The sequence below is a fragment of the Aporhodopirellula sallentina SM41 genome, from assembly GCF_000346505.1.
GTDB lineage: Bacteria > Planctomycetota > Planctomycetia > Pirellulales > Pirellulaceae > Rhodopirellula > Rhodopirellula sallentina.
The window spans coordinates 1-22,656 of the sequence record NZ_ANOH01000092.1 but is presented as its reverse complement, the minus strand read 5'-3'; the positions used below and the strand labels follow the sequence as shown (position 1 = coordinate 22,656).

Genomic DNA, 22,656 nt, shown 5'->3' with positions numbered 1-22,656 from the left:
CGCTGGCCGATCAATGCGATGTCCTTTGTATGAAACGATCATTGCGGATCGCGGCGTGGGAGTCAGGGAACGCTTGCGAGAATTCCGCTTTCGCGTAGGCGAGTAAATATGCCGGTTGTTGATTCCGGTTTACTGAGTCGTCGAGGGGCGTTGGTCTGTGCGATGTTGTTAGCCGGCTTAGCTTCTCGATCGCCAACTCATAGACGGCTTTTGCAGTTGAGCGTTGCCCTTTACTCAGAGCCAAGCGTGCGTTGCGAACGAGTGATTTGGCTTCGGCGATTTCGTCCGAGACACTTCGTGGTTGTTCCGGTGATCGGCCACGAGAACGCCTCTTCTCGCGTGGGTCATACCCGAGAATCTGTCGATCCATTTCATCGAGGTCAATGATCGTGACGGAAGCCGAGACGCCACCGGCTGATGCCTGGGACCCCAAAGTGCTGCCGGGTGGATTCGGTAGCATCGGAATCCCGCGTGACGATGAAGACGTCGCGTAGGAACGATTGCCGCCGAGATAAGTCGTTCCGCGATCGGGCACCAATACCCGGCCCTGATAAGAGAATTGCCGAATCGAGGGAAGCTGCACGGTCTGCCCCCAAATTGTCTCGCCGGTCATCACCCAACCCATCGCCACGATTGACCCGGCAAACAGACGAAAACGAATCGCTTCTGTGGTTGGTAGGTGGTTCATCGTTGGAGTCTCGAACACGCGTTGGTTGAAATGCACGGCATACGGCGTCACGCCAACCCGATGATAGCCGGTGAGAAACAAACTGTCATTCGCCGGCATCGTGGCACGCTCTTCCAAGCCGCACTCCCTCCCAAGTCTCACACAGCACCATGCCGCACATCGGAGGGTGATTGCGAAATCTCGTCCGTCAACGTCAACTCAGGCGGTAACTCAGATTCCGCACATTTTTGACTTTGCAAAATGACTGTGTCCCTCGACCCCGGAACGATCGACAGTTTCTTCGTCTATGGCACGTTGTGTCGCGGCCAGTGTCGCGAAGGATGTTGGCCGCATTCGCCAACCGCGGTCGTCCCCGCCTGGGTGTTCGGCACGTTGTACGATCGAGAAGACTACCCTGCCCTGACATCCGGCCACGACCGGGTCCAGGGAGAACTGTGGACGTTCCGGCCCGATCAAATGAGAGACCTGCTGAACGTGATCGACGCGGTCGAAGGAACCAATCAGCCCGGCGCTTCCAATCTTTATGATCGTTTGGTCGTCGATGTCTACGGAATCGACGTGCTAACACAAACCGAGATCGCCCCCAATGAACGAATCGCCCAAGCCTGGGGATACCACTACAGCACCCACCCGAACAAGACGGTTTCATCCGCGTTCAACCTCAAGGCGATCGGCGAGTGCGATGGCCTTGGGAAGGCTTGAGTCGAGAGTCGTGATGAGACCTGAGACCTGCTTTCCTCTCGTCGCTCCAAATTCGCGTACACTGAATTGGCTGTCCGGTCTTTCAGCTCTTTCGACCTATTCAGAACAGAAAGGGATGAGGCCTCTCATCAAAACATGATCTAGTCGATTCAGCGAAGGGCTGTCATGAGATCGGAAACAACCTTGAGTACATCGGAAACAAACTTGAGTACGACGGGTGGAGCATTCCGACGGCGAGTGCGGATCGGTGGTTTGCTTTTCGCTGGATTCGCTTTTGGGCTGTTGAATATTGCCCACGCCGACGAGCCGGTCTCCGACTATGCGGCAGAACGCCAATTGGTGATCGATCCGGAAGGCGTGCGGGGGAATTGGGTGGCGGCATTGGATATCAGCCGCGATCGCAAATGGCTCGCGGCCGCGGACGGTAAAACGGTTCGCGTGTGGAATCTTGATACGGGCCAGTTGTGGTCAACGCTGCGCGGATTTCAGGAACCCCATGGATTTCTCGTAGGGACCATCAACAGCGTGGTGTTTTCTCCTGATGGACGCTTTCTCATCGTAGGCGTCAGCGACAACACCAAGTTGGGATCGACCCGGGTGTATTCGATCGACAGTCCCGACCGCATTCACGGACTGTTGCCCGGTCACTCGGGCTGTACTTCCGGTGTCGCGTTTTCACCCGACGGCAGATACCTCGCGACGTGGAGTTGCGACGGGACGATGATCGTTTCGCGTTGGAACGCAACGCAAGGCACGACGAGCGACCCGTTCACGGTGAGCCTGCACAATGATCCACGCACGGCCTCTAATATCGAGTTTGCCTACTTTGGGTTTCCCAGCGGTAGTGAATTTCTGATTCACTGCGACGGCCGTAGTGTGCAATTTGTATCGACCTCGCTTCGTCGTGCCATTCGAAATGCAAATCCCTTGCCTGCGAAAATCCGTCGTTACTTCTTAGGTGCACAAGACACCCTCATCGACGACGGCAGGTCAGAGTTGAATTCCCCCATCACCGGCAACCTATTGCGTCAGGAAGTTCTCAATCGCGCCTGCCCGGCATGCGCCGCCAAAGCGGTCGATCGGAAGTTAAAGAAGATACAAGAAGAAAACCCGCACACCATCGAGAAACTGCTTGATGTGGGTAGCCTTTTTCTCGGTGACAACGATCACATGACGATCGCGGGTTCAACGGTGTTGTTGAACGAACGCGTCAGCCAATACTGGATCGGCGTTTGGAACCAACCCACCGGGCCGCCCTCGATCTACTACGACCGTCACCGGTTCTTTCCGACCGCGGTGACGGTCAAGCCTGAACTGGGGATGGCTGCCAGCGCCGATGCTCTCGGTGAAATCCATGTGTGGAATCTCAACACGATGGATCGGATCCACCGAATTCGTTCGGGGGCACTTCCCATCTACCGAGTCGTTTGGCCATTCGACTCCAAACGGTTACTGATCTCGACCTCACCCTTGCCACAAAATCAATACCGATACAACGTGGCCGGCGCGATCACGCACCACTGGGCTGTTCAACCACGTCGGATTGCGAAGGAATCTGCGACGGTTCCCGGCCAAGCCAACCCGGTTCATCGTGATCAGACCACTGGTCGCCATTACCGTCTCCGGACATCGCCCGGCAGCGGAACGTTGCAACTCCGCGAAACTGATGCGAGCAACCGCTTGCTCGGCGAAACGACCTTCGACATCCGCGACTTTGCGTTCGCCGGTGACGGTGACACACCGACCGCGTTTGCGTTTCTGCCCAACGCCAGAATCATGTCCGATGCCGCACCGATCATCGTCGGCACCCAGCGTGGGCGTTTGCTACAGGTCGGATTTCGTAACGGACAGCTCGCAGTCAAACGTGTTTTTCTTGGCCACGATTCGGTCATCTCGTCGATATCGATCTCTCCCGACGGCAGAAATTTTGTCAGCTCCTCATTCGACGGAACCGTGCGTTTCTGGCAAATCTCGAACCCCAAAACGCTCGGCGATCTGGATGCCATCTGTTGGGGCAACCAAGTCATGGAGGTTCCGCCTGGTAGCGAGGCGGAGCGTGTCGGTCTGATTGCCGGGGATAAGATCCTGTCGTTCGATGGCATGCCATTCTATGAACGGATGAAAGGGATGCTGGGCCGAGATTACCGCCCCGGCCAAAACGTCACGATCCGTTGGCTGAGAGACCTGAGCAAACGCGAGCCCGTCTTGGCCGGGCAGCCACGTCCCGAACCCGGCCCAAGTTCCAAACAGCAATCCGCAACGCTCCGGCTCGCGGAGGCACCCGACTATGTCGAGCCCTCGCTCAGTGTGTTTTTCTCCAGTCGTGGGGAATGGGTCGTGTGGGACGGACAAGGACGCTACGACGCGAGTCCCAACGGCCAACGCTTTATCGGATTCCATCTCAACGGCGAACGACACGAACCCGCCACCTTCCATCGTGCCGAGCAATTCCAATCGGTGTTGTATCAACCTCGATTGATCGATCAAAAGCTACGAGCACTTGGTATGCGTATCGAAACCGTCAGCGGTCAGCCGACACTCGCGGTTGCCCCCGATTCGACACCCGCTGCGCCCGACCAGTTACCCAGCAACTTTGCCGACATCGCACCGCCTTTGGTACGGCTGACTTCACCCGATCGGTTGTTCCAAACCGACGAACGCGAGATCATTGTCAAAGCCGAAGTCTCCACACAAAGTAGCCTGCCCGTCGACTCGATCCGCTTCACCATCAACGGCCATTCACCGCGATCGTCCTATCGGGTCACGCGCACTTACAATCGTGGCGATCGCATTTTGACCAACATCGAACAGCAAATTGAATTGCAGCCGGGCAGCAATCGAATCGAACTCGCCGCGGCTCACGACCTTGCCGTCAGTCAAACGGCGAGAATGCTGATCGAACGACGCGCCTCAAAACGGCCGACGGCGATCAAGCCGAATTTGTACGTACTCGCCGTCGGGGTGAGCCGGTATGAACGTGACGATCTGAGTTTGCAATACGCCCATCAAGATGCCACCGATTTTGTAGCCGCGTGTCGCACCATGAATAACGGCATGTATGGCGAGGTGGAGTGCAAACTGCTCGTCAACGAAGACGCCACGTCGAGCAAAATCCGTGGGGCAATGGGATGGATGTCACGCAAAGCCAACGACCCACGCGACGTCGCGATCCTTTACCTGGCCGGTCACGGGGCATTTGATCCATGGGACGAATGGTTCTTCGCACCTCATGACATCGATCCGGAGAATCTCGAACAGGCTGCGATCTACATGAATGATTTCGAGCCTTGGTTGGAACGCAAAATCGGAACCAGCAAGAAGATCGCTTTGCTCGATACTTGTCACGCTGCTGGGATTCAAGCACATCGCAACTTTCAGCCGTTCAATAAACGCGGTGTGGATCCTTGGCGACAACAACAGTTGATGTACATCGTTTCGTGCGTCGGTGAAGAACAATCGATCGAAAGTGCCCAGTGGAAGAACGGTGCCTTTACCGAAGCTTTGCTCGAAGCACTTCATTCAACGAAGGCAGATAGTGACAAGGATGGTTATCTGAGTTTTCTCGAGGCCGAGTTGTATCTCACCCGGCGGGTCTCGCAGATGACCGATGAGCGACAGCACCCGTCGGGTAAAAAGCCGCTCAACGTGAGCGACCCACCACTCTTTTCGGTCCCCGTCGTTGCGTCCCCTCATGGGCCCTCGGCTCTCGTGACCGATTGATTCCAAACCGCCCTGCCCTACCCCGGTTCATCCTGCGGTGTTGTCTTCTTGTCGTATCAGCCGGTTGGCTTTTGGGTAGGCGGTAGTGGATCTTGTTAAAGATCCTGTTGGGTGAGGATCTTTCACAAGCTGTCGATTACCCACAAGTCGGTTTTATCCCGGAGGGATTTCAAGCCATTAGCCCCAGGTCGCGTTAGCGCACCTGGGGAGATCGATCGTACGAAGTTCTGACCGACCCCGAAGGTGGTCGCAGCACAACCGCCTTGGCGAATCTGCGACCACCTTCGGGGTCGAAACCGAGCTCTGCCCTCAATTCCGGCGGTTGTCGCTCCGCTCGACCGCCGGCTAATTGCTGAAACGCCTCCGGCGTGAAGCGAATTGTGGGTAATCGTCAGCTTTCACAAGATCCACTACGTGAAGAAAGCGTTTGGGAGGTTGGCGTGACCTATCCCCGTAGCTGGATTCACCGGAATTCAGATTCCCGAAGTCTGGCGATGTCGGCTACATGGTTTTTTTAAAAAGGCTCTGGTGGTGCGTTGAAGTCTCATTTTCGGGTTGCGAAACTTCTCAAGAGTTTCGGGAGGGCTCGTGAATCACCGAAAGTCTTGGCGACGTTCGCTACGGCCTTCAACCCTTGTTTTGGGCGGTCGCAGTCCACTAGACGTGGTTGGCGGGGAGACGCACCGCCCTGCCCTCCCCCGCGGCAATGGACGTGTTTCTCGGTATCATGGTGCTGACCGATTGGCTTCCTGTTTCTACCTCTTAGCCCCCTTGCGCATCATGACCGCATTTTGTCGTTACCGTGAATCCTCTGGGAAAATTCGTTTTGCTTTGTACCAATGTGATGCGCCGGAGTGGGTTGGGAAAGTTTGCCCGCTCGCGGAGTTGACTGACGCGGAGACCGAAGAAAAGCTCGCAGAGAACAACGATATCTTTTCATGGTCCGCCGAGCGGATTGCAGGTTTGGCTCAGCCGGAGGCGAGCCAGTGGATCGATGCGCCTTCAAACTTGCTGCCGCCGGTCGGCGATCCCGAGAAAGTTATCTGCATCGGATTGAACTATCTCGACCACGCGATCGAAACCGGTTCGGAACCTCCGGAATTGCCAGTCGTGTTCAGCAAATTCAACAGCAGTTTGATCGGACACGGCGAGTCGATCGTTTTGCCGTCGCTGAGTGAGAAGGTCGACTATGAAGCAGAACTCGTTGTTGTGATCGGAAAGACCGCCCGTCATGTCAGCAAAGACGACGCGATGGATTACGTCTTCGGCTTCACCGCCGGCCATGATGTATCGGCTCGCGATTGGCAGAAAGGCCGACCGGGCGGCCAATGGTTGCTCGGCAAAACGTTTGACACGTTCGCGCCGGTGGGGCCGGCAATGGTCACGAAGCAGCAGTTTGGGGACGGCGGAAACGCGAGCGTCAAAATGTATCTCGGCGATGAGTTGGTTCAGTCGAGCACAACGGCCCAGTTGATTTTTGACATTCCCACACTGGTTTCTCACCTCAGCGGGTTCGTGACGCTTCGTCCTGGCGATTTGATCTTCACCGGAACACCACCCGGCGTCGGCGTCGCACGAAACCCGCCACGCTTCCTCGTCGATGGAGATCAATGCACCGTCGAGATCGAAGGCATCGGCCGCCTCACCAACCCCTGCCGCGACGAGGTGAAGGATTGAATCGGTAGGCAGCATTCTCTGCATGGCGGAGAGCTGTTTCATATGCGCATTAGCCGGTCCGCGTTAGTGGCGGTTGATGCGGGGTACCCGAGTGCTTACGCACTTCGGCTCACTTGTCGGAGTGGCCATTCTCTGCATGGCGGGGAGCGTAATCCGTGAGCTTATTAGCCGGTCCGCGTTAGCGGCGGTTGATGTGGGGTACCCGAGTGCTCACGCACTTCGGCTGACTTGTTGGAGGCTGCTCAATCGCCTCAAGCGTTTAATCCAACGAGCTCTCGGTGGGACCGTTAGCGACCCAGGCCAATCATCTCGGGACCTTCATAATGTGAAGATCTTCAGTGCGTGAAAACGTGTTCTCTCAAACTGGGTAATCGCTTCTTCAAAAATTCGCCAAAGCCACACGGAACTCGTTGGCTGCCGTTTACGGATTGTTCATATACGACCGCTATAGTTCGCCCGAAATTCATTCTTTACCCAGTTAGATCGAATCAGGAAGAACTCACGTGGCAAAAAGATCACTCAACCGTCGTCGTCATTCGTCTCGCCGGCAACGAACGCTCACTGGACTGCAGCCACTTGAAGCGAGGCAACTGCTGGCGTCTGATTTTTCGTTGCAGCTATTGCACGCGAGCGATTTGGAAGGCGGCGTGGACGCGATCTCAGACGCTCCTCACTTTGCCGCAATCGTCGAATCTCTCGAAGCCGATGCGCAAAATGACGGGCGGGGATCGTTGCTGCTTTCCGCGGGCGATAACTTCATTGGTGGTCCTTTCTTCAGCGCCTCGGGCGATGGTGATCTGCAGACTCCCCTTCGCGAAGCCGCGCAAACCCTATTCAACGAGCCCGGGCTGACCAACATCCGCGCCGACGGCGGACGGGTCGACATCTCGATCATGAACATTCTCGAGTTCGACGCCTCCGCGTTGGGCAACCACGAGTTTGACTTCGGCACCGACACTCTCGGCGGGCTGATGGGGACCGATATTCGTGGTGCCTCTCTCGGCGACGTCCGGTGGCTCGGGGCTCAGTTCCCTTACCTGAGTGCGAACCTCGACTTCTCCGGCGATCCCAATTTGGCCGGTTTGTTCACATCGGAAGTGCTCGCCACGACCGATTATCAGGCCGACTTGAGCGACTTGCCCGCGACCGCCGCTCATCCGAAGATCGCTCCCGCGACGATCGCTGACGTTGACGGCGAGTCCGTTGCGATCGTGGGTGCCACCACGCAACTGATCAGCCAGATTTCATCGCCGGGCGGTACGGTTTCAAACGCCGGGAACACGAACGACATGCAGGCGTTGGCCGACGTGCTCAACCCCGTGATCGCAGACATCGTCGATGGTGATGACGACATCGCAGGCAACGATGACGATGTCGACAAAGTGATCTTGGTGAGCCACCTGCAACAAATCTCGTTGGAAGAAGAACTCGCCGGTTTGCTAAACGGCGTCGACGTGATCGTCGCGGGCGGTTCGGACACTCTGCTGGCTGATTCGCAAGACACGCTGCGTGCCGGTGACGTCGCCGAAGGCACCTATCCGTTGCAAACCAGCAACGCCGACAACGACCCAACGTTGATCGTCAGCACCGATGGCGAGTACAGCTACGTCGGTCGATTGGTCGTGGATTTTGACGAAAACGGTGTGCTTATCCCTGAGATGTTGGATTCCGACGTCAGCGGTGTGTTTGCCACCGATGAAGCCGGGACGCTCGCCGTCACCGGGGCGGCCGACATTGCCTTGGCAATCGCAGGCAGTTCCAAGGCCACCGAGGTCAACAAACTGGTCGAGGCCGTTCGCGGCGTTGTTACGGCAAAAGACAGCGAAATCTTGGGTGTCACCGATGTCTTTATCGAAGGTCGGCGTTCGGAAGTGCGGACGCAAGAAACCAACCTCGGTAACCTGACCGCCGACGCCAACCTCGCCACCGCCCAGCAGTTTGACTCCACCGTCATGGTGTCGATCAAGAACGGTGGTGGAATCCGCGCCGCGATCGGATCGATCGACGGTTTGAGTGGCGAGAAACTCCCGACCGCGGCCAACCCGGACGCTGGCAAAGAAGCCGGTGAGGTCTCACAACTCGACATCGAAAACGCATTACGTTTCGACAATGGTCTGACGGTCATGACCGTCACCGCCGCGGAACTCAAGCGATTGATCGAACACGGTGTTGCGGCAACCGATGCGGCAGGCAACGCGACTCCTGGACAGTTCCCACAGATCGGCGGAGCCCGTTTCAGTTTTGATCCCAATCGCCCCGAACTGATCCTCGATGGCGATGCCAACGTCCTGCAAGAAGGCGAGCGGGTTCGCAGCCTCGCACTCGTCAATGAAGCCGGTGAAACGGTCGATGTGCTCGTCCAAGACGGTCAACTGATCGGCAACCCGGATCGCGAAATTCGGATCGTGACATTGGACTTTCTCGCCGGGATTTTCTCCAGCAGTCCAGCGATCGGTGGCGACGGCTATCCGTTCCCGGCCTATGGGGAAGACGTCGTGCATTTGGACGGTGCCGGTCTAGGCGACGGCGTGTCGAGCGTCTTTACCACCGGACGCGAGCAAGACGCATTGGCCGAATACTTACTCGCCAATCACAACCCGGCGGGCGGAACCGCTCCTTACCGCGACAGCGAGACGTCGCCACTGCAAGACCAACGCATTCAAAACCTCGCGTTGACACAGGACACGATCCTGACGCCTTCGGTTGTTGATAGCTTTAAAATCTCCGTCGCTGGAACTTTCGAAACCGGCGTCTTTGACGAATCGGCCGCCGAGATCGTGGCCCACGATCCGCAAACACAGCGGGTCTTCTTCACTAACTCGGACGCCAACGAAATCGGAGTGCTCGACATCGCCGATCCGTCGTCGCCGATTGCTCTCGATCCGATCACGTTCCCGAGCGGCACCGGTGGAGTCAACAGTGTCGCGGTCTCGGGAGGCATTGTTGCGGTCGCCGTGGAGGCACCCACCCACACCGATCCAGGCGGCGTGCTGTTCTACAACGTTGATGGTGATTTCCTCGGCAGCGTCACCGTCGGCGCTCTGCCGGACTCGCTCACGTTCTCGCCCGACGGCATGAAAGTCGTCGTGGCCGGCGAAGGCGAACCGGACGATTTGGAAGATGAAAATCCAGCGATTGATCCGATGGGAACAATCAGTGTTATCGACCTCGCGCGGCTGCGTCGGGACGGTTTCATCACCGCGTTCGACGTCACCACATTGGACTTCACCGCTTTCGATGGACAAGAAGACGACCTGAGAGCGGCCGGTGTTCGGATCTTCCCCGGACGCGACGCCTCGCGTGATTTGGAACCGGAGTACGCCACCGTGTCGCCCGACGGCACACGTGCGTTTGTCACCCTTCAAGAAGCCAACTCCGTCGCGGTCGTGGACCTGACCGTTCCCGCGATCATCGAGATTCAACCACTCGGCGTGAAAGACCATTCGCAACCGGGCAATGGCCTCGACCCGAGCGACCGAGACGACTCCATCGCGATCGCGCCGCACCCGGTGTTCGGTCTCTACATGCCCGACGCGTTGACCTCCTTTGAGGTCGGCGGGCAAACCTACTACGCCACCGCCAACGAAGGCGACTCGCGAGACTTTGACGAAGACCGCATCAAAGACATCGATCTCGATCCGGTCGCGTTCCCCAATGCCGACGACCTTCAAGAGGACGAGGTGCTCGGCCGATTGACGATTTCCAACATTGACGGCGATATCGATGGCGATGGTGACTTCGACCAACTGTTCACGTACGGAGCCCGTTCGTTCACGATCTTTGATTCATCGGGCAACGTCGTCTTTGATTCCGGCGACCAGTTCGAACAACTCACCGCTCAGTTGATCCCCGACCTGTTCAACAGCAGCAACGATGAGAACGAATTCGATTCCCGCAGCGACGCCAAAGGTCCTGAGCCCGAAGCGATCACGACCGGCGTCATCGGCGATCGCATGTACGCATTCATCGGTTTGGAACGAACCGGCGGAGTGTTCGTCTATGACATCACATCGCCCGCCGAAGCGACTTTCGTCCAGTACATCAACAACCGCGACGCGAACGCCGTCGACATCGAAGACGCTGGAGACCTCGGCGTCGAAGACCTGAAGTTCGTATCCGGTTCGGACAGCCCCAACGGCCAACCGTTGCTGCTCGCGTCGAACGAAGTCAGCGGCTCGGTGACGATCTTCCAACTCGGTCAATCGGTCCTTGACGTGGAACTGCGAGCGGTTGCCACGCCGTCGGTATCCGGCTCGACCTCGCTGCCCGATGTGATCACGACCAGCCCCGTCGGCGGGACCTACTATGTCGAAGCCTGGGTGCAAGATTTCGACAATCAATTCAGCGGACTCGCCGGCGGCCAAATCGACGTTCGTTACAACACCGACGTGACCGACGCCGTTGCGGTTTCCAACGAAGACTACGACTTGTTGCCTTCGGGATCGATCGATGACGCGGCCGGACTGGTCGATGATCTCGGTGGTGGAACGTTGCAAACCGGTCAAGGCTTGGCGCCGAATTGGGTGCGTTTGGGTTACTTCGAAGTCGTCGCCACGGCCAGCGGCACGGCGACCTACACCCTCGCACCGGGATCGCTGCCGTTCGCCCGATTCGGCGGCGGTAACTTGGATATCGGCTCGGTCGATCTGACCGACGTTGAATCGGTACAGCACGTTCAAACCGCGATGTTGGATCTCGCCGTCGTTCGGCAAGACAGCGTTCTCGATTCCGAAGGACGTGTGCCGGAACTTCCTGCCTCGGCCGGTTATGTTCACGAATGGGAATCCTTCACCACCGAGGTTTACCTCACCCCGCAAGCCAACACGCAAGCGGTCACTGCGGTCGCGTTTGACCTGTCGTACAACACTTCGCTAACGAGTGCGTGGGCGTTCGAGCCTGCCGGCGGATTCACCTTGGCCGGAACCGCCAACGTCGACGACGCGAGCGGATCGGTCGGCAACGTTTCGCTCGTTGCTGACGATGCCATCGAAGCCGGCGGCCCGATCTTGCTCGGCCGTGTTCGGTTTTCACCGGGAGCCGGCGATGACGCGCCCGTTGATGAAGCCAACAACCATATCGGCCCGTATGATCTCGGGTTGATGATCCAGAACGCCACCGTCACCTCGGGCAACCTCGTCGGCAGCCCCGGGGTTGGGCAATCTCCAGCGACAGGCATGTGGGCGGTTCCTTATGACGCCGACGACAGCGACCGTGTCGACTTTGCCGACTTCTCTGTCTTCGCCAGTGTGTTCGGAGCGGCCGTGACGTCACCAAATAGTTTGGCCGCGTGGGCCGACTTCGATGGTTCGGGTTTGGTCGATTACGACGACCTCGATCTCTTCGAAGCCAACCATGAATTGACCGATGCCGATGGCGGGTTCGTTCAATTCAGCGATCAGTACCCGACACCGGAACTCGCCGAAGACGGTGAGGAGATCATCCCCGCGTCCGTCGAAGCTCAGGCACGGTTGGCAGCCTTCGGGCCGTTCACCAACCAACAGGCATCGACCGACGTCAACGCCGACGGCTATGTCACCGCGTTGGATGCGTTGATCGTGATCAACGCGTTGAACGAAACCGCGGGTGCGGAGTCGCGAGCGTTCCTCGACGTCAACGACGATGGTTACACCAGTGCGGTCGACGCACTGCGCGTGATCAACGACCTCAATGAGTCCGGCGTCAACGGAGGAGCCGGCGCAGAGTCGATCGTCGCCACACCGAGCCCAACGACAACGACGCCATCGGCCGAGGATGTCGATCAACTCCTCGGCCAGGTCGAGGAGCAAGCACGCAAACAGCTCGGCCTCGCCACCGACCAACCGATCGACTTCGCCTCCTTGGCGCAACTCGAACTAGGCTCCGAAACCGAGCGTGAAGACCTCGAGCAAGTACTCGAGTCACTCTCGTTCGACCAAGGCAAACTCCGTTTGCTGTCGTAGCCCTCCGGACACCACCCCACCGCGCTCACTACCAAAACCGTAGCCGGAGTCGCCAAGACTTCGGACGCGTTCCATTGGTGCAAACCTCTGAATTCCGGCGAATCCAGCTACGCGGAAGGGCCGCGCGGACGTCTCCCATCACCCCGTAAGCAAAACCGCCAAAGCCTCGGGGCTCAGCGTTCCTGTCAGGCAGGATTCGCGTTCTACATCAACACGTTGACCAAACGTGTCCGGATCGTCTGTCATGCTCGGTGTATGAATCACGGACGAGGCCGTCGCCGCCGCTTATCCGCCGAAGACGTGGCGACGTTAATGGACCAGGCGCGTCAGCAGATCGCCAAGAATTTGGGGATTTCGCCCGATCGGATCCGCTACGGCCCGATGGAAAACAACCGCCCCGGCCGCCTCAACACACAAGGCGACCACTGGCAAATCCACTACCAAGGCGAATGGAAAGAACTCCCCTGGCACCACGACGGCCCCCTGCAAGTCACGCGAACACAGGTCCGAAACTGGTACGGGGACACCAAGAAGTAAAGCACCCTCCCCCGTCTTGCAAATCGCGAACGCAGTGCTCAGAATGAGCGTTTTGTGATTGCGGTTCAGATGCAAGCATCGACCTGGGGGCAATGGGAGGTTCGCGCACCGCTTGGTAAGTCCACGCGGCAAAGGTCACAAGCACGCATAACGGACACTTCGCAAGTGCCGTGGAGATCCGTTTGACCAACGTGTCGTCGAGAAGGAATTTGCTCTGCCGTTTAGAGCAAAAGGGGCGGTTGATGAAATTTTACGCGCACAGTATTCCCGGTGAGACGGACCAAACGCGCTGGGAGACGATGACGGAACACGAAGAGCGGGTTGCGACACGCTGCAAAGAGTTTCTTGCTCGCATTGACCCAAGCCTAGAACCATGGGGAGAGGTTCTAGGCCGTTGGCACGATCTTGGGAAGTATCAACCTGATTTTCAACGACGATTAACTGGCGAGGCGTTGCAGGTTGAACATGCAGGTGCAGGCGCAGCTCTCGCTGCTAGTCGAAGTCCCATTCACACTATCCCAATGCAGTTTGCGATCGCTGGGCATCATGCAGGCTTAGCGAATCAGATCACCAATGATACAAAGAAATTAGTCAGTGAACCCGTTACGCGATCAACGTTGCGTGAACGGCTAATTCAAAACCGAGATGTCGCCAGAGTTGTATCTAAATTAGCAGGGCTCGAAACGCTCGACTTACCACTGCCCGAGCTAACAACTTGGCTTCGAGAAGAACGCGACTCAGATTCCATTAATCGACAAATCGACGTATTCACTCGTGTCCTATTCTCGGCGTTGGTAGATGCTGACCGCCTCGCAACTCAGTGGTTCTATGAATCGAGCGAGTCTGAGGTATCGGAAGAGATGCGAACAGAATTCGAGTCGCTCAAGGTCTTGCGGGATCGTTTCGACGGCTATGTCGATAGTCTCCGTGCCGAAAAACATTCAAGGCGTTCGGCGATCAACGAACTGCGAGACTTGGTTTTAGATAGCTGCCGCAAGAAGGCGTCATCTACGGGAGGGATCTTTTCTCTCACCGTGCCAACCGGCGGTGGCAAAACTTTCTCTGCAATGAGTTTCGCTCTGAATCATGCGATTCACAATGAGCTGGATCGCGTCATCATCGTCATTCCGTACACCAGCATCATTCGGCAGAACGCGAATGTTTACCGCAAAGCGTTTGCGAAGCCAAACGAAGGTCTTGATCTCTGCAACATCATTGAGCATCACTCGGCGATTGATACCCAACAGGCGAAGGAAAACAATCCAGAAGCAGAAAAGCGTCGCGAACAGGCAGTTGAAAACTGGGATGCTCCTGTGATCGTCACGACGTCCGTTCAGTTCTTTGAGACGCTATTTAGCGACCATCCTTCCCAGTGTCGCAAGTTGCACCGGATCGCGAACAGCGTTGTGATACTCGACGAAATCCAAACGATTCCTCCTCAATACGTGATCCCTATCACAGACATGATTCGGGAATTGTCCAGTCGGTACAAGACTTCGATCGTCCTATCAACCGCGACTCCTCCAGCACTCAAGGAGCACCTTGGTGAGGTGCGAGAGATTGTCGATGATCCAATCGGCTTGGCGAAGCATCCCGCTGCCCGTCGCGTCCAGACGGAATGGCGGATCGAGAATCCGACTACCTACGAAGAACTTGCAAATGAACTAAAGACGAACGGTCACCAACAATCGCTCGCGATCGTTCACCGTCGAGCCGATGCGGCCAACTTGGCCAAAATGCTACCGAGAAACCACCGGATGCATCTCTCCGCCCAGATGTGTCCAGAACATCGGATTCAAGCCGTCGACGAAATCCTCCGTCGAGTAAAAGAAGGCGAACCTTGTTTGGCGGTGACGACTCAGCTCATAGAAGCGGGTGTGGATCTGGACATGCCGATCGTGTATCGCGCATTAGCAGGTGCTGACAGCCTCGCTCAAGCAGCAGGACGATGTGACCGCGAAGGAAAGCGTACTGTTGCGTCTGGGTATCCAGCCGGAAAGCTGATTGTATTTCGTCCGGAAACCAAGCCTCCTGGCCAAACACTTCAGGATGCCGCGGATGCTTCCCTGACCATGTGGAATTTGAAAGCGTTAGAGGGTAGTGAGTTCGACGTTTTCGATCCCGACCATTGCCGAGAATACTTTCAGCACTTTTACGGAACAAAGATGCTCGATCAGCATCACCTTCAACGAGAGCGTGCATCGCTAAATTTTGCCAACGTAGCAGCACTATTCGAAATGATTGAGGACGGATGGAGCTTTCCGGTCGTCGTCCCATGGCCATTCAATGAAGACGGTTCGCATGGTGAAGGGCGAAGACGCTCGGAAGCCTTCCGAGAATCCCCCAACCGAGAAACTTCGCGTGCACTTCAACCCTACATCGTTCAGGTCCCCAAACAAGCAGCATCCATTCTTGTTGAACAGGGCGTAATCGAAGTGATGTTCGGTTCGATTGGAATTCCAACCGACCTATTCAACCCAACCTGGTACAGCGATGAATTTGGCCTCACCTTCGACGAAGGTGAAATGTCCTTCCTGCAATGCTAATTGAATCGGGTCGCCGGAATGGCCGTTAATTGTTGTTTACTAATACAGGGTACCCCATGTTTCGCGTACGAATTTCTGGCCCACTAGCCATATTCACGAGACCCGAACTGAAAGTGGAACGGATCTCTTATCCAGTCATCACTCCTTCTGCAGCTCGTGGTTGCTTGGAGGCCGTTTTTTGGAAACCAGCGATTGCTTGGCGAATTCACCGAATCTCTGTTCTCAATCCAGTTCACTGGATGCCGATTCGCCGCAACGAGGTCAGCCGACGCCAAATCGCGCCGTCAGAGTCGATCATCAGCGACGGTGGAAGGGCTCCAAGCCAATTTGCCGACGAGGATCGTGCTCAGCGAAACACAATCGCGCTGAGAGACGTTGCGTATGAAATTGAAGCTTCGTTCGAGATGACCAAACGTGCTGGTCCTGGAGAAAAGCCCCAAAAATTTGTTGAAATGTTCTCGCGGCGACTGGAAAAGGGGCAGCATTTTCACCAGCCATACCTTGGGTGTCGCGAATGTATCGCTGACGTGGAGCCCGCCGAAGCCGACTGTGAACCAATCGCCGAAGATCGCGACCTGGGATTGATGCTCTACGACATCGACTTTTCTCGCCCAGCGAGACGACCGCTGTTCTATCACGCCGTCATGAAACAAGGAGTGATCGAAGTGCCGTCCATGTCTCAGGTCCGATCACAAGTCGCAAGGAACAAGGAGGTGTCTCGATGATCTTGCAAGCTCTCGCCCAATTGGCCGAACAGGAAGGCTTGGTGGCGCGGCCAGACTACGAGCCGAAGCGAGTTTCCTGGGTGGTTGTACTCACCGAAAATGGCTCGTTTGTAAATCTCGTGAGTAACCGCATCAACTTGTCGGAAGGTACGAAGAAGAAACCTGTGTATGTGGGCAAGTGGGTGCTGGTTCCTAAGCAGCCAACTCGAACAAGTGGCGCGAAGTCGTTTTTCTTGATTGACAAATCCGAGTACGTCTTTGGACTCGATCCGCAATCGAAGCAAAAGCCGAAAAAACTCGAGGAACGCTTCGGCCTGTTCCGCGCGCAGGTCAACGAAGCTGCAGAAAGCAGTGACGCGATTCCGCTTCAAGCTGTTGCCAACTTTCTCAATCGCTTGGCCGACGATCCGTCGCCTATAAAGACGCACGCAAACTTCGATTCGATTGAATCAAACGATCTCATTGGATTCAAAATTGGCACGCAGTGGGCGCAGGAAGACCCGAAGGTGATTGACTATTTCGCCGACTCGAGAAAGGTGGTCGAACCAGAGTCGCCAAAGGTGACGCCGTTCCAATGTTTGGTTTCGGGTGAAGTGGTTCATGAAGTCCCTCTTTTCCCGTTGATCAAACGAGTTCCTGGTGGGACATCCAGTGGTGTCGCTTTGGTATCCCACAACGCGTCCGCGTTTCTATCGTATGGTCTGTCTGGCAACGACAACGCGCCAATTTCGCGAACTGCTGCCGAAGCCAGTGCCGCAGCACTGACACGGTTGCTCGATCCAAACTACCCAGATCCAAAAGACCTAGACGATGTCCTTCCCCTTCGCCAAATCAAGATCGGAGCGAACACCATCGTTGTGTTTTGGGCGAAGAACGCGACAAAAGAAATTGCTTCGGTTTTGGATATGCTGAACCCGATTCTGGGCGGTGAAAGTGAAGAGACAGTCAAAGAGGCGTATCGTTCGGTCTGGCATGGAAAACCTTTGCCGCTGAACGAGTCGAGTGAGTTTTACGCGCTGACCCTTTCAGGAACGCAAGGCCGGGTCGTTATTCGCGACTGGATCGAAACTTCGGTGAAAGTCGTCAACGAGAATTTAGCCATGCACTTCGCCGATTTGAAAGTTTGCCGCAACACCAAACCCAAGAAGGGCAGCAAACCTTCCGAGACGATCCCAATGTCTTGGCTGCTTAAATCGCTCGCCGCTGAAGGTCGCAGCGAACCAGTTCCGCCCAGTGTTGAGTCTGGGTTTGTTCGTGCCGCGTTCCAGAGATCGGAATACCCCTTTCAACTTTTGCAACGGGCATTGGTTCGTGCAAAGGCGGAAGCTGGCGGTGACGATTGGTCCGAATCAATGAGGCGTGACGCACGTGCTGCCATCCTTCGCGCGGTTCTAAACCGGAAGCGACGCAACGATCCGAATCCTAAATACCCGGAGGTAGATATCGAAATGAATCCTAACGTTCAAAGCGAAGGATATTCCTGTGGCATGCTAATGGCTGTCTTAGAGAGACTCCAAACACTGGCTCTCGACGACATCAATGCATCCGTGGTCGATCGATTTTTCAGCGCTGCGTCGGCAAGCCCACGAAGCGTATTCGTTCGCTTGCTCAAGAACAGCCAACACCACTATCGCAAGGTTCGCGACGATGAAGAAAAACGCGGCTTCGCTCGTTATCTTGAGCGCATCAAAGACGAGATTTTGAGTCGTTTTGATCCACAGCCCGCTCCGACTTCTCGGTCAGTTTACCCAGGATCGGCTTCGGGAATCCCGTTGCATCTCAACTTGGAACAGCAAGCGTTGTTCGTCCTTGGGTACCACCAGATGCGACATTGGCTTCGCATGTCCATGGAGGAGAAACAGGCGTGGCACGATGAACATCCAAACGTTCCACCAGCATTTGGCCGCAAGAAAGTTGAGCACTCCGAATCAGTGGAAGCAGATTCGGCGATCACCGTTTCCTAATCTATAGCCACCATCATTTTCCTAGGAGTTTTCAATGAGTACAGCAACAGCCGAACCTACAGCAGCGGACCTCTCCAAAGACGCGATTGCCAATCGCTATGAGTTTGTCCTTTTGTTTGATGTCACAAATGGGAATCCCAATGGAGATCCCGATGCCGGCAACGCACCGCGAGTCGACCCTGAAACGGGGCATGGACTCGTCTCAGATGTTTGCATTAAACGCAAAGTGCGGAACTTGATCACTTTAGCCAAACGGAAGGAAGATGGTTCTCCGGAAGACGGGTACGACATCTACGTTAAAGAGAAAGCGATCCTGAACGATCAACACAAACGCGGCTACGACGCGTTGGGGCTCGATCCCAAGAAGAAGGAAGGCAAATTGAAGGAGGGAGAGAGCCCCAAGGAAGAACGGGTAAGACGGTGGATGTGTCAGAACTTTTTTGATGTCCGCATGTTTGGAGCCGTGATGAGCACCGGTGTGAATGCCGGTCAAGTGCGTGGCCCAATTCAGTTCGCGTTCGCTCGCAGTGTCGATCGGATTGCCTCGTTGGAACAGTCAATCACTCGCATGGCTGTCACCACAGAGAAAGAGTCGGCGAAGCAGGAGGGTGGAAACCGCACGATGGGACGAAAGGAAATTGTCCCCTACGCCCTCTACGAAATGCACGGGTATATCAGCCCGTTCCTGGCGCAACAGACAGGATTCAATGAAGACGATCTTGAGCTGTTTTTCAATGCGTTAACGCAAATGTTCGATCACGACCGCTCTGCATCACGCGGTGAAATGAGCGCATGCCGATTGATCGTTTTCAAACATGACTCCCCACTCGGCAATGCCCCCGCAAGAAAACTGTTTAGCCTTGTTGATATCAAACTGAAGGACGGTGTCGAGGTTCCTCGCAGCTTCGAAGATTATACCGTTACAATTGATGAATCGAAGAAGCCTGGTGGAATCGAGATCATTGAAAGGTTGTAGTGATGTCCGAGGTTTTGCATGAATCGGGAGTTGAGTACGGGTCCTGTGTACCACAGCTCAACAGTGGGGATCGGCTGGATCACGATGAATACCTACGTCGCTATGCGGCTGCGCCAGAGAACCTGAAAGCGGAACGGATCAACGGGAAGGTGTACCTGATGAACCCTCTGCGAGCGGCCTGGCATGGGAACCCACATGCTCTTCTGGCTGGCTGGTTGTTCGTCTATGCCATGAAGTCTCCGGAACTGGTGACTTCGGACAACTCGACTGTTCTGCTGAATTCGGACAACGATCCCCAGCCCGACTTGTGCATGTACCGCGTGGGCGGCCAAACGCAAGTCAATGACGAGGGCTACCTCGTCGGTCCGCCCGAACAGATCACTGAAATCGCGGGGTCATCAGCGAGCTACGACTTCGGTGAAAAACGTGATGTTTACGAGGCCGCTGGCGTCGGGGAATATCTCGTCTTTGAAACCATCGAGGGACGAATCGAATGGTGGCGTCTGAGCGATTCCAAATTCGTTGACGTCCCGGTTGTCGATGGCGTGCGGCAGAGTGTTTTGTTCCCAGGATTGTGGCTGGACGAGGATGCTCTCCGCTCCGGTGATTCGCAGCAGTTGGTCGATACTCTGCAACGTGGGATGGACTCCGTGTGACTTTTCAAGAAGACGAACTGCTGGCGATCTCGGCGCTTCAGCATTACCTCTTCTGCCCGCGTCAGTGTGCGTTGATTCACATCGAACAGGCTTGGGCCGAGAACCACCTGACGATGGAGGGGCTGATTCTGCACGAAAAGGCAGACACCCCCACCCACGAAACACGGCCTGGTGTCCGTGTCGAACGCGCGCTTCCGATCCGATCATTGGAACTTGGTTTGATCGGGAAGGCGGATGTGGTCGAGTTTCGAAAATCAGACTCGGCCAATAAATCAACTGAAACCATCGTCCCGGTTGAATACAAACGTGGGCGACCGAAGAAGAATGACTGTGATCGAGTGCAATTATGTGCTCAAGCACTCTGCTTGGAGGAGATGTGTGCCACCGAGATTACCGAAGGTGCGCTGTTTTACGGAACCCAAAAGCGACGCACCTCGGTCTCGTTCGATGAACCGCTTCGCCAACGAACGAAGGACACAATTGTGCAACTCCGCCAGATGATCGAATCGGGAACCAGTCCGCCTGCTGTGCGCACGCCAGCCTGTAAGAAGTGCTCGCTGATCGAACTGTGCCTTCCTGATGCAACGGATGGAAGTCGAAGCGTCAGTCGCTTCATGAGCCGACAGCTCGCCGCCCATTTGCAGGAAGAGTGACCCCGATACGGTCGTAATGAGCTGCCTGTCAGATGCGATCTGACTTTCGTTTGACAGCTCGGCACTGGCTGAACCTTACAACACGATTGCAACATGAATCGTTCCGTATTGGGTGCCTCATCGTCGCCCATCTCTCAGACGTCCGTGAGCGCGCACTCAAAATGAAACGACATCTCAACACACTGTTTGTCACGACCGAAGGAAGCTACTTGGCCAAGGATGGCGCGGCCGTGCAAGTTCGATTTGAGAAGAAGACAATCCTCCGCGTCCCGCTCCACAACCTGGACGGCATTGTGTGCTTTGGCAGAGTTGGGTTCAGCTCCCAATTGGCTGCCGCGTGCGCCGAATCGGGCGTGTCAATCTCGCTGATGTCTCCCTACGGGCGATTCCGCGCTGCCGTGGTCGGGTTCTCCCCCGGCAACGTTCTGCTGCGAAGGCAGCAGTACCGCGTCGCGGACGATCCGGCTGCGACTGGCAAGATTGCGAGGAACATGATCGTTGGCAAAATCGCCAACACTCGCAGCGTTTTGTTGCGAGCGGCCCGCGATTCAAAACACGAGGAACGATCGGAGCGTTTGAAAGCGGCTGCTGAAAAGATGGCGCCGCTGCTATCGCTCGTACGAAAGGCGACGGATGTCGATTCTGTCCGGGGGTACGAAGGTGAATCAGCATCGAGATACTTTTCAGCCTTTTCCGACCTGACCAGTGATCCGGATTTCGAGATGAAAGGACGTTCCCGTCGCCCGCCGACGGATCGAATCAACGCCCTGCTGTCCTTCCTTTACGCGATGCTTTCTCATGACGCTCGGAGCGCTTGTGAAGCGTGCGGGCTCGACTCCGCCGTCGGATTCCTGCATCGCGATCGACCGGGCCGTCCGGGCTGTGCACTGGATTTGATGGAAGAGTTTCGGCCCGTGCTCGCGGATCGCCTGGCAGTCTCGTTGATCAATCGCCGCCAGATCAACGCAAAGGGATTCGAAGTGACATCGGCTGGTGCCGTGAGGATGAATGACAAGACTCGGAAAACGGTGTTGGCTGCCTACCAGCAACGCAAACAAGACGAGATCGAACATCCGTTCCTAGGCGAAAAGACGACGATGGGGTTGCTCATTCATCTCCAGGCCAGGCTACTCGCTCGGCATTTGCGCGGTGATCTGGATGAGTACCCCGTGTTCATTTGGAAATAGCTCGACTCCTCTTCGCGTGACAAGCAGTGGCCGCGTCGATGATTGGAGAGCATCAATGAGAGGAGAACAACGAAATGGTAGTTTTGGTAACCTACGATGTCAGCACATTGGATTCGTCAGGGAAGCGGCGTTTGCGACGCGTTGCCAAGATCTGTCTGGATTACGGTCAGCGAGTACAGAACAGCGTTTTTGAATTGGATCTGGACCATGCGTTGTGGGTTCAGTGTCGTCAAAAGTTGATTGACGAGATTGACCCTGAAAGCGACAGTTTGCGTTTCTATCGGCTCGGCAATCATTGGCGAGAAAAGGTCGAGCACATCGGTACCAAGCCCTCGACTGACCTGAGCGGTGGGACCTTGATCGCATGACCGCGATCCTCAAGTGGACACGAAACCCCTGCCGGGTTCGCGATGCCAGCATTTGCGGCAATTCAGCTCGTTTTCGCAAAGCCCACACTCCTTTGCATTCGCTGCCCCCTCCATTCCGCCAGGGTTCGCGGAACCATACACTGAAGACGTGGAGACACAACGACTTAGGTCTCCGCAGTCGCGCTCTCACGGGAGCGCGTGGATTGAAACTTGCTGACGCCGAGGACAAAGTTCACACGAACGAGGTCGCGCTCTCACGGGAGCGCGTGGATTGAAACAATCCGTCAGGAAACAATTGCCGCGATGTCGGGTCGCGCT

At 56.1% G+C, this 22,656-nt stretch carries 14 protein-coding genes and 1 pseudogene; 14 read left to right on the top strand and 1 reads right to left on the bottom strand.

Features of this window, described 5'->3' with window-relative positions; all coding sequences use genetic code 11:
* Window positions 1-10: 10 nt before the first annotated feature.
* The gene (locus RSSM_RS05040; RefSeq protein ID WP_008675270.1) at window positions 11-805 is read right to left on the bottom strand and encodes a hypothetical protein; all 795 of its coding nucleotides are present in this window, start codon (window positions 803-805) and stop codon (window positions 11-13) included.
* A gap of 123 nt (window positions 806-928) precedes the next feature.
* Here RSSM_RS05040 and RSSM_RS05035 point away from each other — a divergent pair, with 123 nt between their 5' ends.
* The 14 genes and pseudogenes from RSSM_RS05035 to cas2 all read left to right on the top strand — a co-directional run bounded on the left by RSSM_RS05035 (window position 929) and on the right by cas2 (window position 22,338).
* Window positions 929-1,390, top strand: coding sequence for a gamma-glutamylcyclotransferase family protein (locus RSSM_RS05035; protein ID WP_144059581.1), 462 nt, complete (start codon window positions 929-931; stop codon window positions 1,388-1,390).
* Window positions 1,391-1,573: 183 nt separating this feature from the next.
* Window positions 1,574-5,110, top strand: a complete 3,537-nt coding sequence (locus RSSM_RS05030) for a caspase family protein (protein ID WP_236620949.1) — start codon at window positions 1,574-1,576, stop codon at window positions 5,108-5,110.
* A 780-nt stretch (window positions 5,111-5,890) separates the two neighbouring features.
* On the top strand, window positions 5,891-6,787 hold the full coding sequence (locus RSSM_RS05025) for a fumarylacetoacetate hydrolase family protein (protein WP_008675264.1): 897 nt from the start codon (window positions 5,891-5,893) through the stop codon (window positions 6,785-6,787).
* 503 nt (window positions 6,788-7,290) lie between these two features.
* Window positions 7,291-12,726 carry a choice-of-anchor I family protein gene (locus RSSM_RS05020; RefSeq protein WP_008675261.1) on the top strand — a complete coding sequence of 1,812 codons (5,436 nt, stop codon included), beginning with the start codon at window positions 7,291-7,293 and terminating at the stop codon, window positions 12,724-12,726.
* Window positions 12,727-12,981: 255 nt separating this feature from the next.
* Window positions 12,982-13,263, top strand: coding sequence for a hypothetical protein (locus RSSM_RS05015; protein ID WP_008675260.1), 282 nt, complete (start codon window positions 12,982-12,984; stop codon window positions 13,261-13,263).
* A 242-nt stretch (window positions 13,264-13,505) separates the two neighbouring features.
* A pseudogene (locus tag RSSM_RS34530) lies at window positions 13,506-14,069 on the top strand (CRISPR-associated endonuclease Cas3''); the annotation flags it as partial.
* 54 nt (window positions 14,070-14,123) lie between these two features.
* On the top strand, window positions 14,124-15,809 hold the full coding sequence (gene cas3, locus RSSM_RS05010) for a CRISPR-associated helicase Cas3' (RefSeq protein ID WP_236620951.1): 1,686 nt from the start codon (window positions 14,124-14,126) through the stop codon (window positions 15,807-15,809).
* A 56-nt stretch (window positions 15,810-15,865) separates the two neighbouring features.
* Window positions 15,866-16,534 carry a type I-C CRISPR-associated protein Cas5c gene (cas5c, locus tag RSSM_RS05005; RefSeq protein WP_044301177.1) on the top strand — a complete coding sequence of 223 codons (669 nt, stop codon included), beginning with the start codon at window positions 15,866-15,868 and terminating at the stop codon, window positions 16,532-16,534.
* Window positions 16,531-18,498: a type I-C CRISPR-associated protein Cas8c/Csd1 gene (gene cas8c / locus RSSM_RS05000; RefSeq protein ID WP_008675256.1), complete on the top strand. Its 1,968-nt coding sequence runs from the start codon at window positions 16,531-16,533 to the stop codon at window positions 18,496-18,498. The genes cas5c and cas8c overlap by 4 nt, the downstream gene beginning before the upstream one ends.
* Before the next feature lie 34 nt (window positions 18,499-18,532).
* The gene (gene cas7c, locus RSSM_RS04995) at window positions 18,533-19,474 is read left to right on the top strand and encodes a type I-C CRISPR-associated protein Cas7/Csd2 (RefSeq protein WP_008675255.1); all 942 of its coding nucleotides are present in this window, start codon (window positions 18,533-18,535) and stop codon (window positions 19,472-19,474) included.
* 2 nt (window positions 19,475-19,476) lie between these two features.
* Window positions 19,477-20,130, top strand: coding sequence for a Uma2 family endonuclease (locus tag RSSM_RS04990; RefSeq protein WP_044301176.1), 654 nt, complete (start codon window positions 19,477-19,479; stop codon window positions 20,128-20,130).
* Window positions 20,127-20,783 carry a CRISPR-associated protein Cas4 gene (cas4, locus tag RSSM_RS04985; protein WP_008675253.1) on the top strand — a complete coding sequence of 219 codons (657 nt, stop codon included), beginning with the start codon at window positions 20,127-20,129 and terminating at the stop codon, window positions 20,781-20,783. The genes RSSM_RS04990 and cas4 overlap by 4 nt, the downstream gene beginning before the upstream one ends.
* A gap of 161 nt (window positions 20,784-20,944) precedes the next feature.
* Window positions 20,945-21,970, top strand: a complete 1,026-nt coding sequence (gene cas1c / locus RSSM_RS04980; RefSeq protein WP_008675251.1) for a type I-C CRISPR-associated endonuclease Cas1c — start codon at window positions 20,945-20,947, stop codon at window positions 21,968-21,970.
* A gap of 74 nt (window positions 21,971-22,044) precedes the next feature.
* Window positions 22,045-22,338, top strand: a complete 294-nt coding sequence (cas2, locus tag RSSM_RS04975; RefSeq protein ID WP_008675250.1) for a CRISPR-associated endonuclease Cas2 — start codon at window positions 22,045-22,047, stop codon at window positions 22,336-22,338.
* Window positions 22,339-22,656 lie beyond the last annotated feature (318 nt).

Coding starts and splice junctions, on each gene's coding strand:
- RSSM_RS05015 (WP_008675260.1), top strand. CDS start 12,982: ATGAATCACGGACGAGGCCGTCGCCGCCGCTTATCCGCCGAAGACGTG.
- cas5c (WP_044301177.1), top strand. CDS start 15,866: ATGTTTCGCGTACGAATTTCTGGCCCACTAGCCATATTCACGAGACCC.
- cas1c (WP_008675251.1), top strand. CDS start 20,945: ATGAAACGACATCTCAACACACTGTTTGTCACGACCGAAGGAAGCTAC.
- RSSM_RS04990 (WP_044301176.1), top strand. CDS start 19,477: ATGTCCGAGGTTTTGCATGAATCGGGAGTTGAGTACGGGTCCTGTGTA.
- cas3 (WP_236620951.1), top strand. CDS start 14,124: ATGCGAACAGAATTCGAGTCGCTCAAGGTCTTGCGGGATCGTTTCGAC.
- cas7c (WP_008675255.1), top strand. CDS start 18,533: ATGAGTACAGCAACAGCCGAACCTACAGCAGCGGACCTCTCCAAAGAC.
- RSSM_RS05025 (WP_008675264.1), top strand. CDS start 5,891: ATGACCGCATTTTGTCGTTACCGTGAATCCTCTGGGAAAATTCGTTTT.
- RSSM_RS05035 (WP_144059581.1), top strand. CDS start 929: ATGACTGTGTCCCTCGACCCCGGAACGATCGACAGTTTCTTCGTCTAT.
- cas2 (WP_008675250.1), top strand. CDS start 22,045: ATGGTAGTTTTGGTAACCTACGATGTCAGCACATTGGATTCGTCAGGG.
- cas8c (WP_008675256.1), top strand. CDS start 16,531: ATGATCTTGCAAGCTCTCGCCCAATTGGCCGAACAGGAAGGCTTGGTG.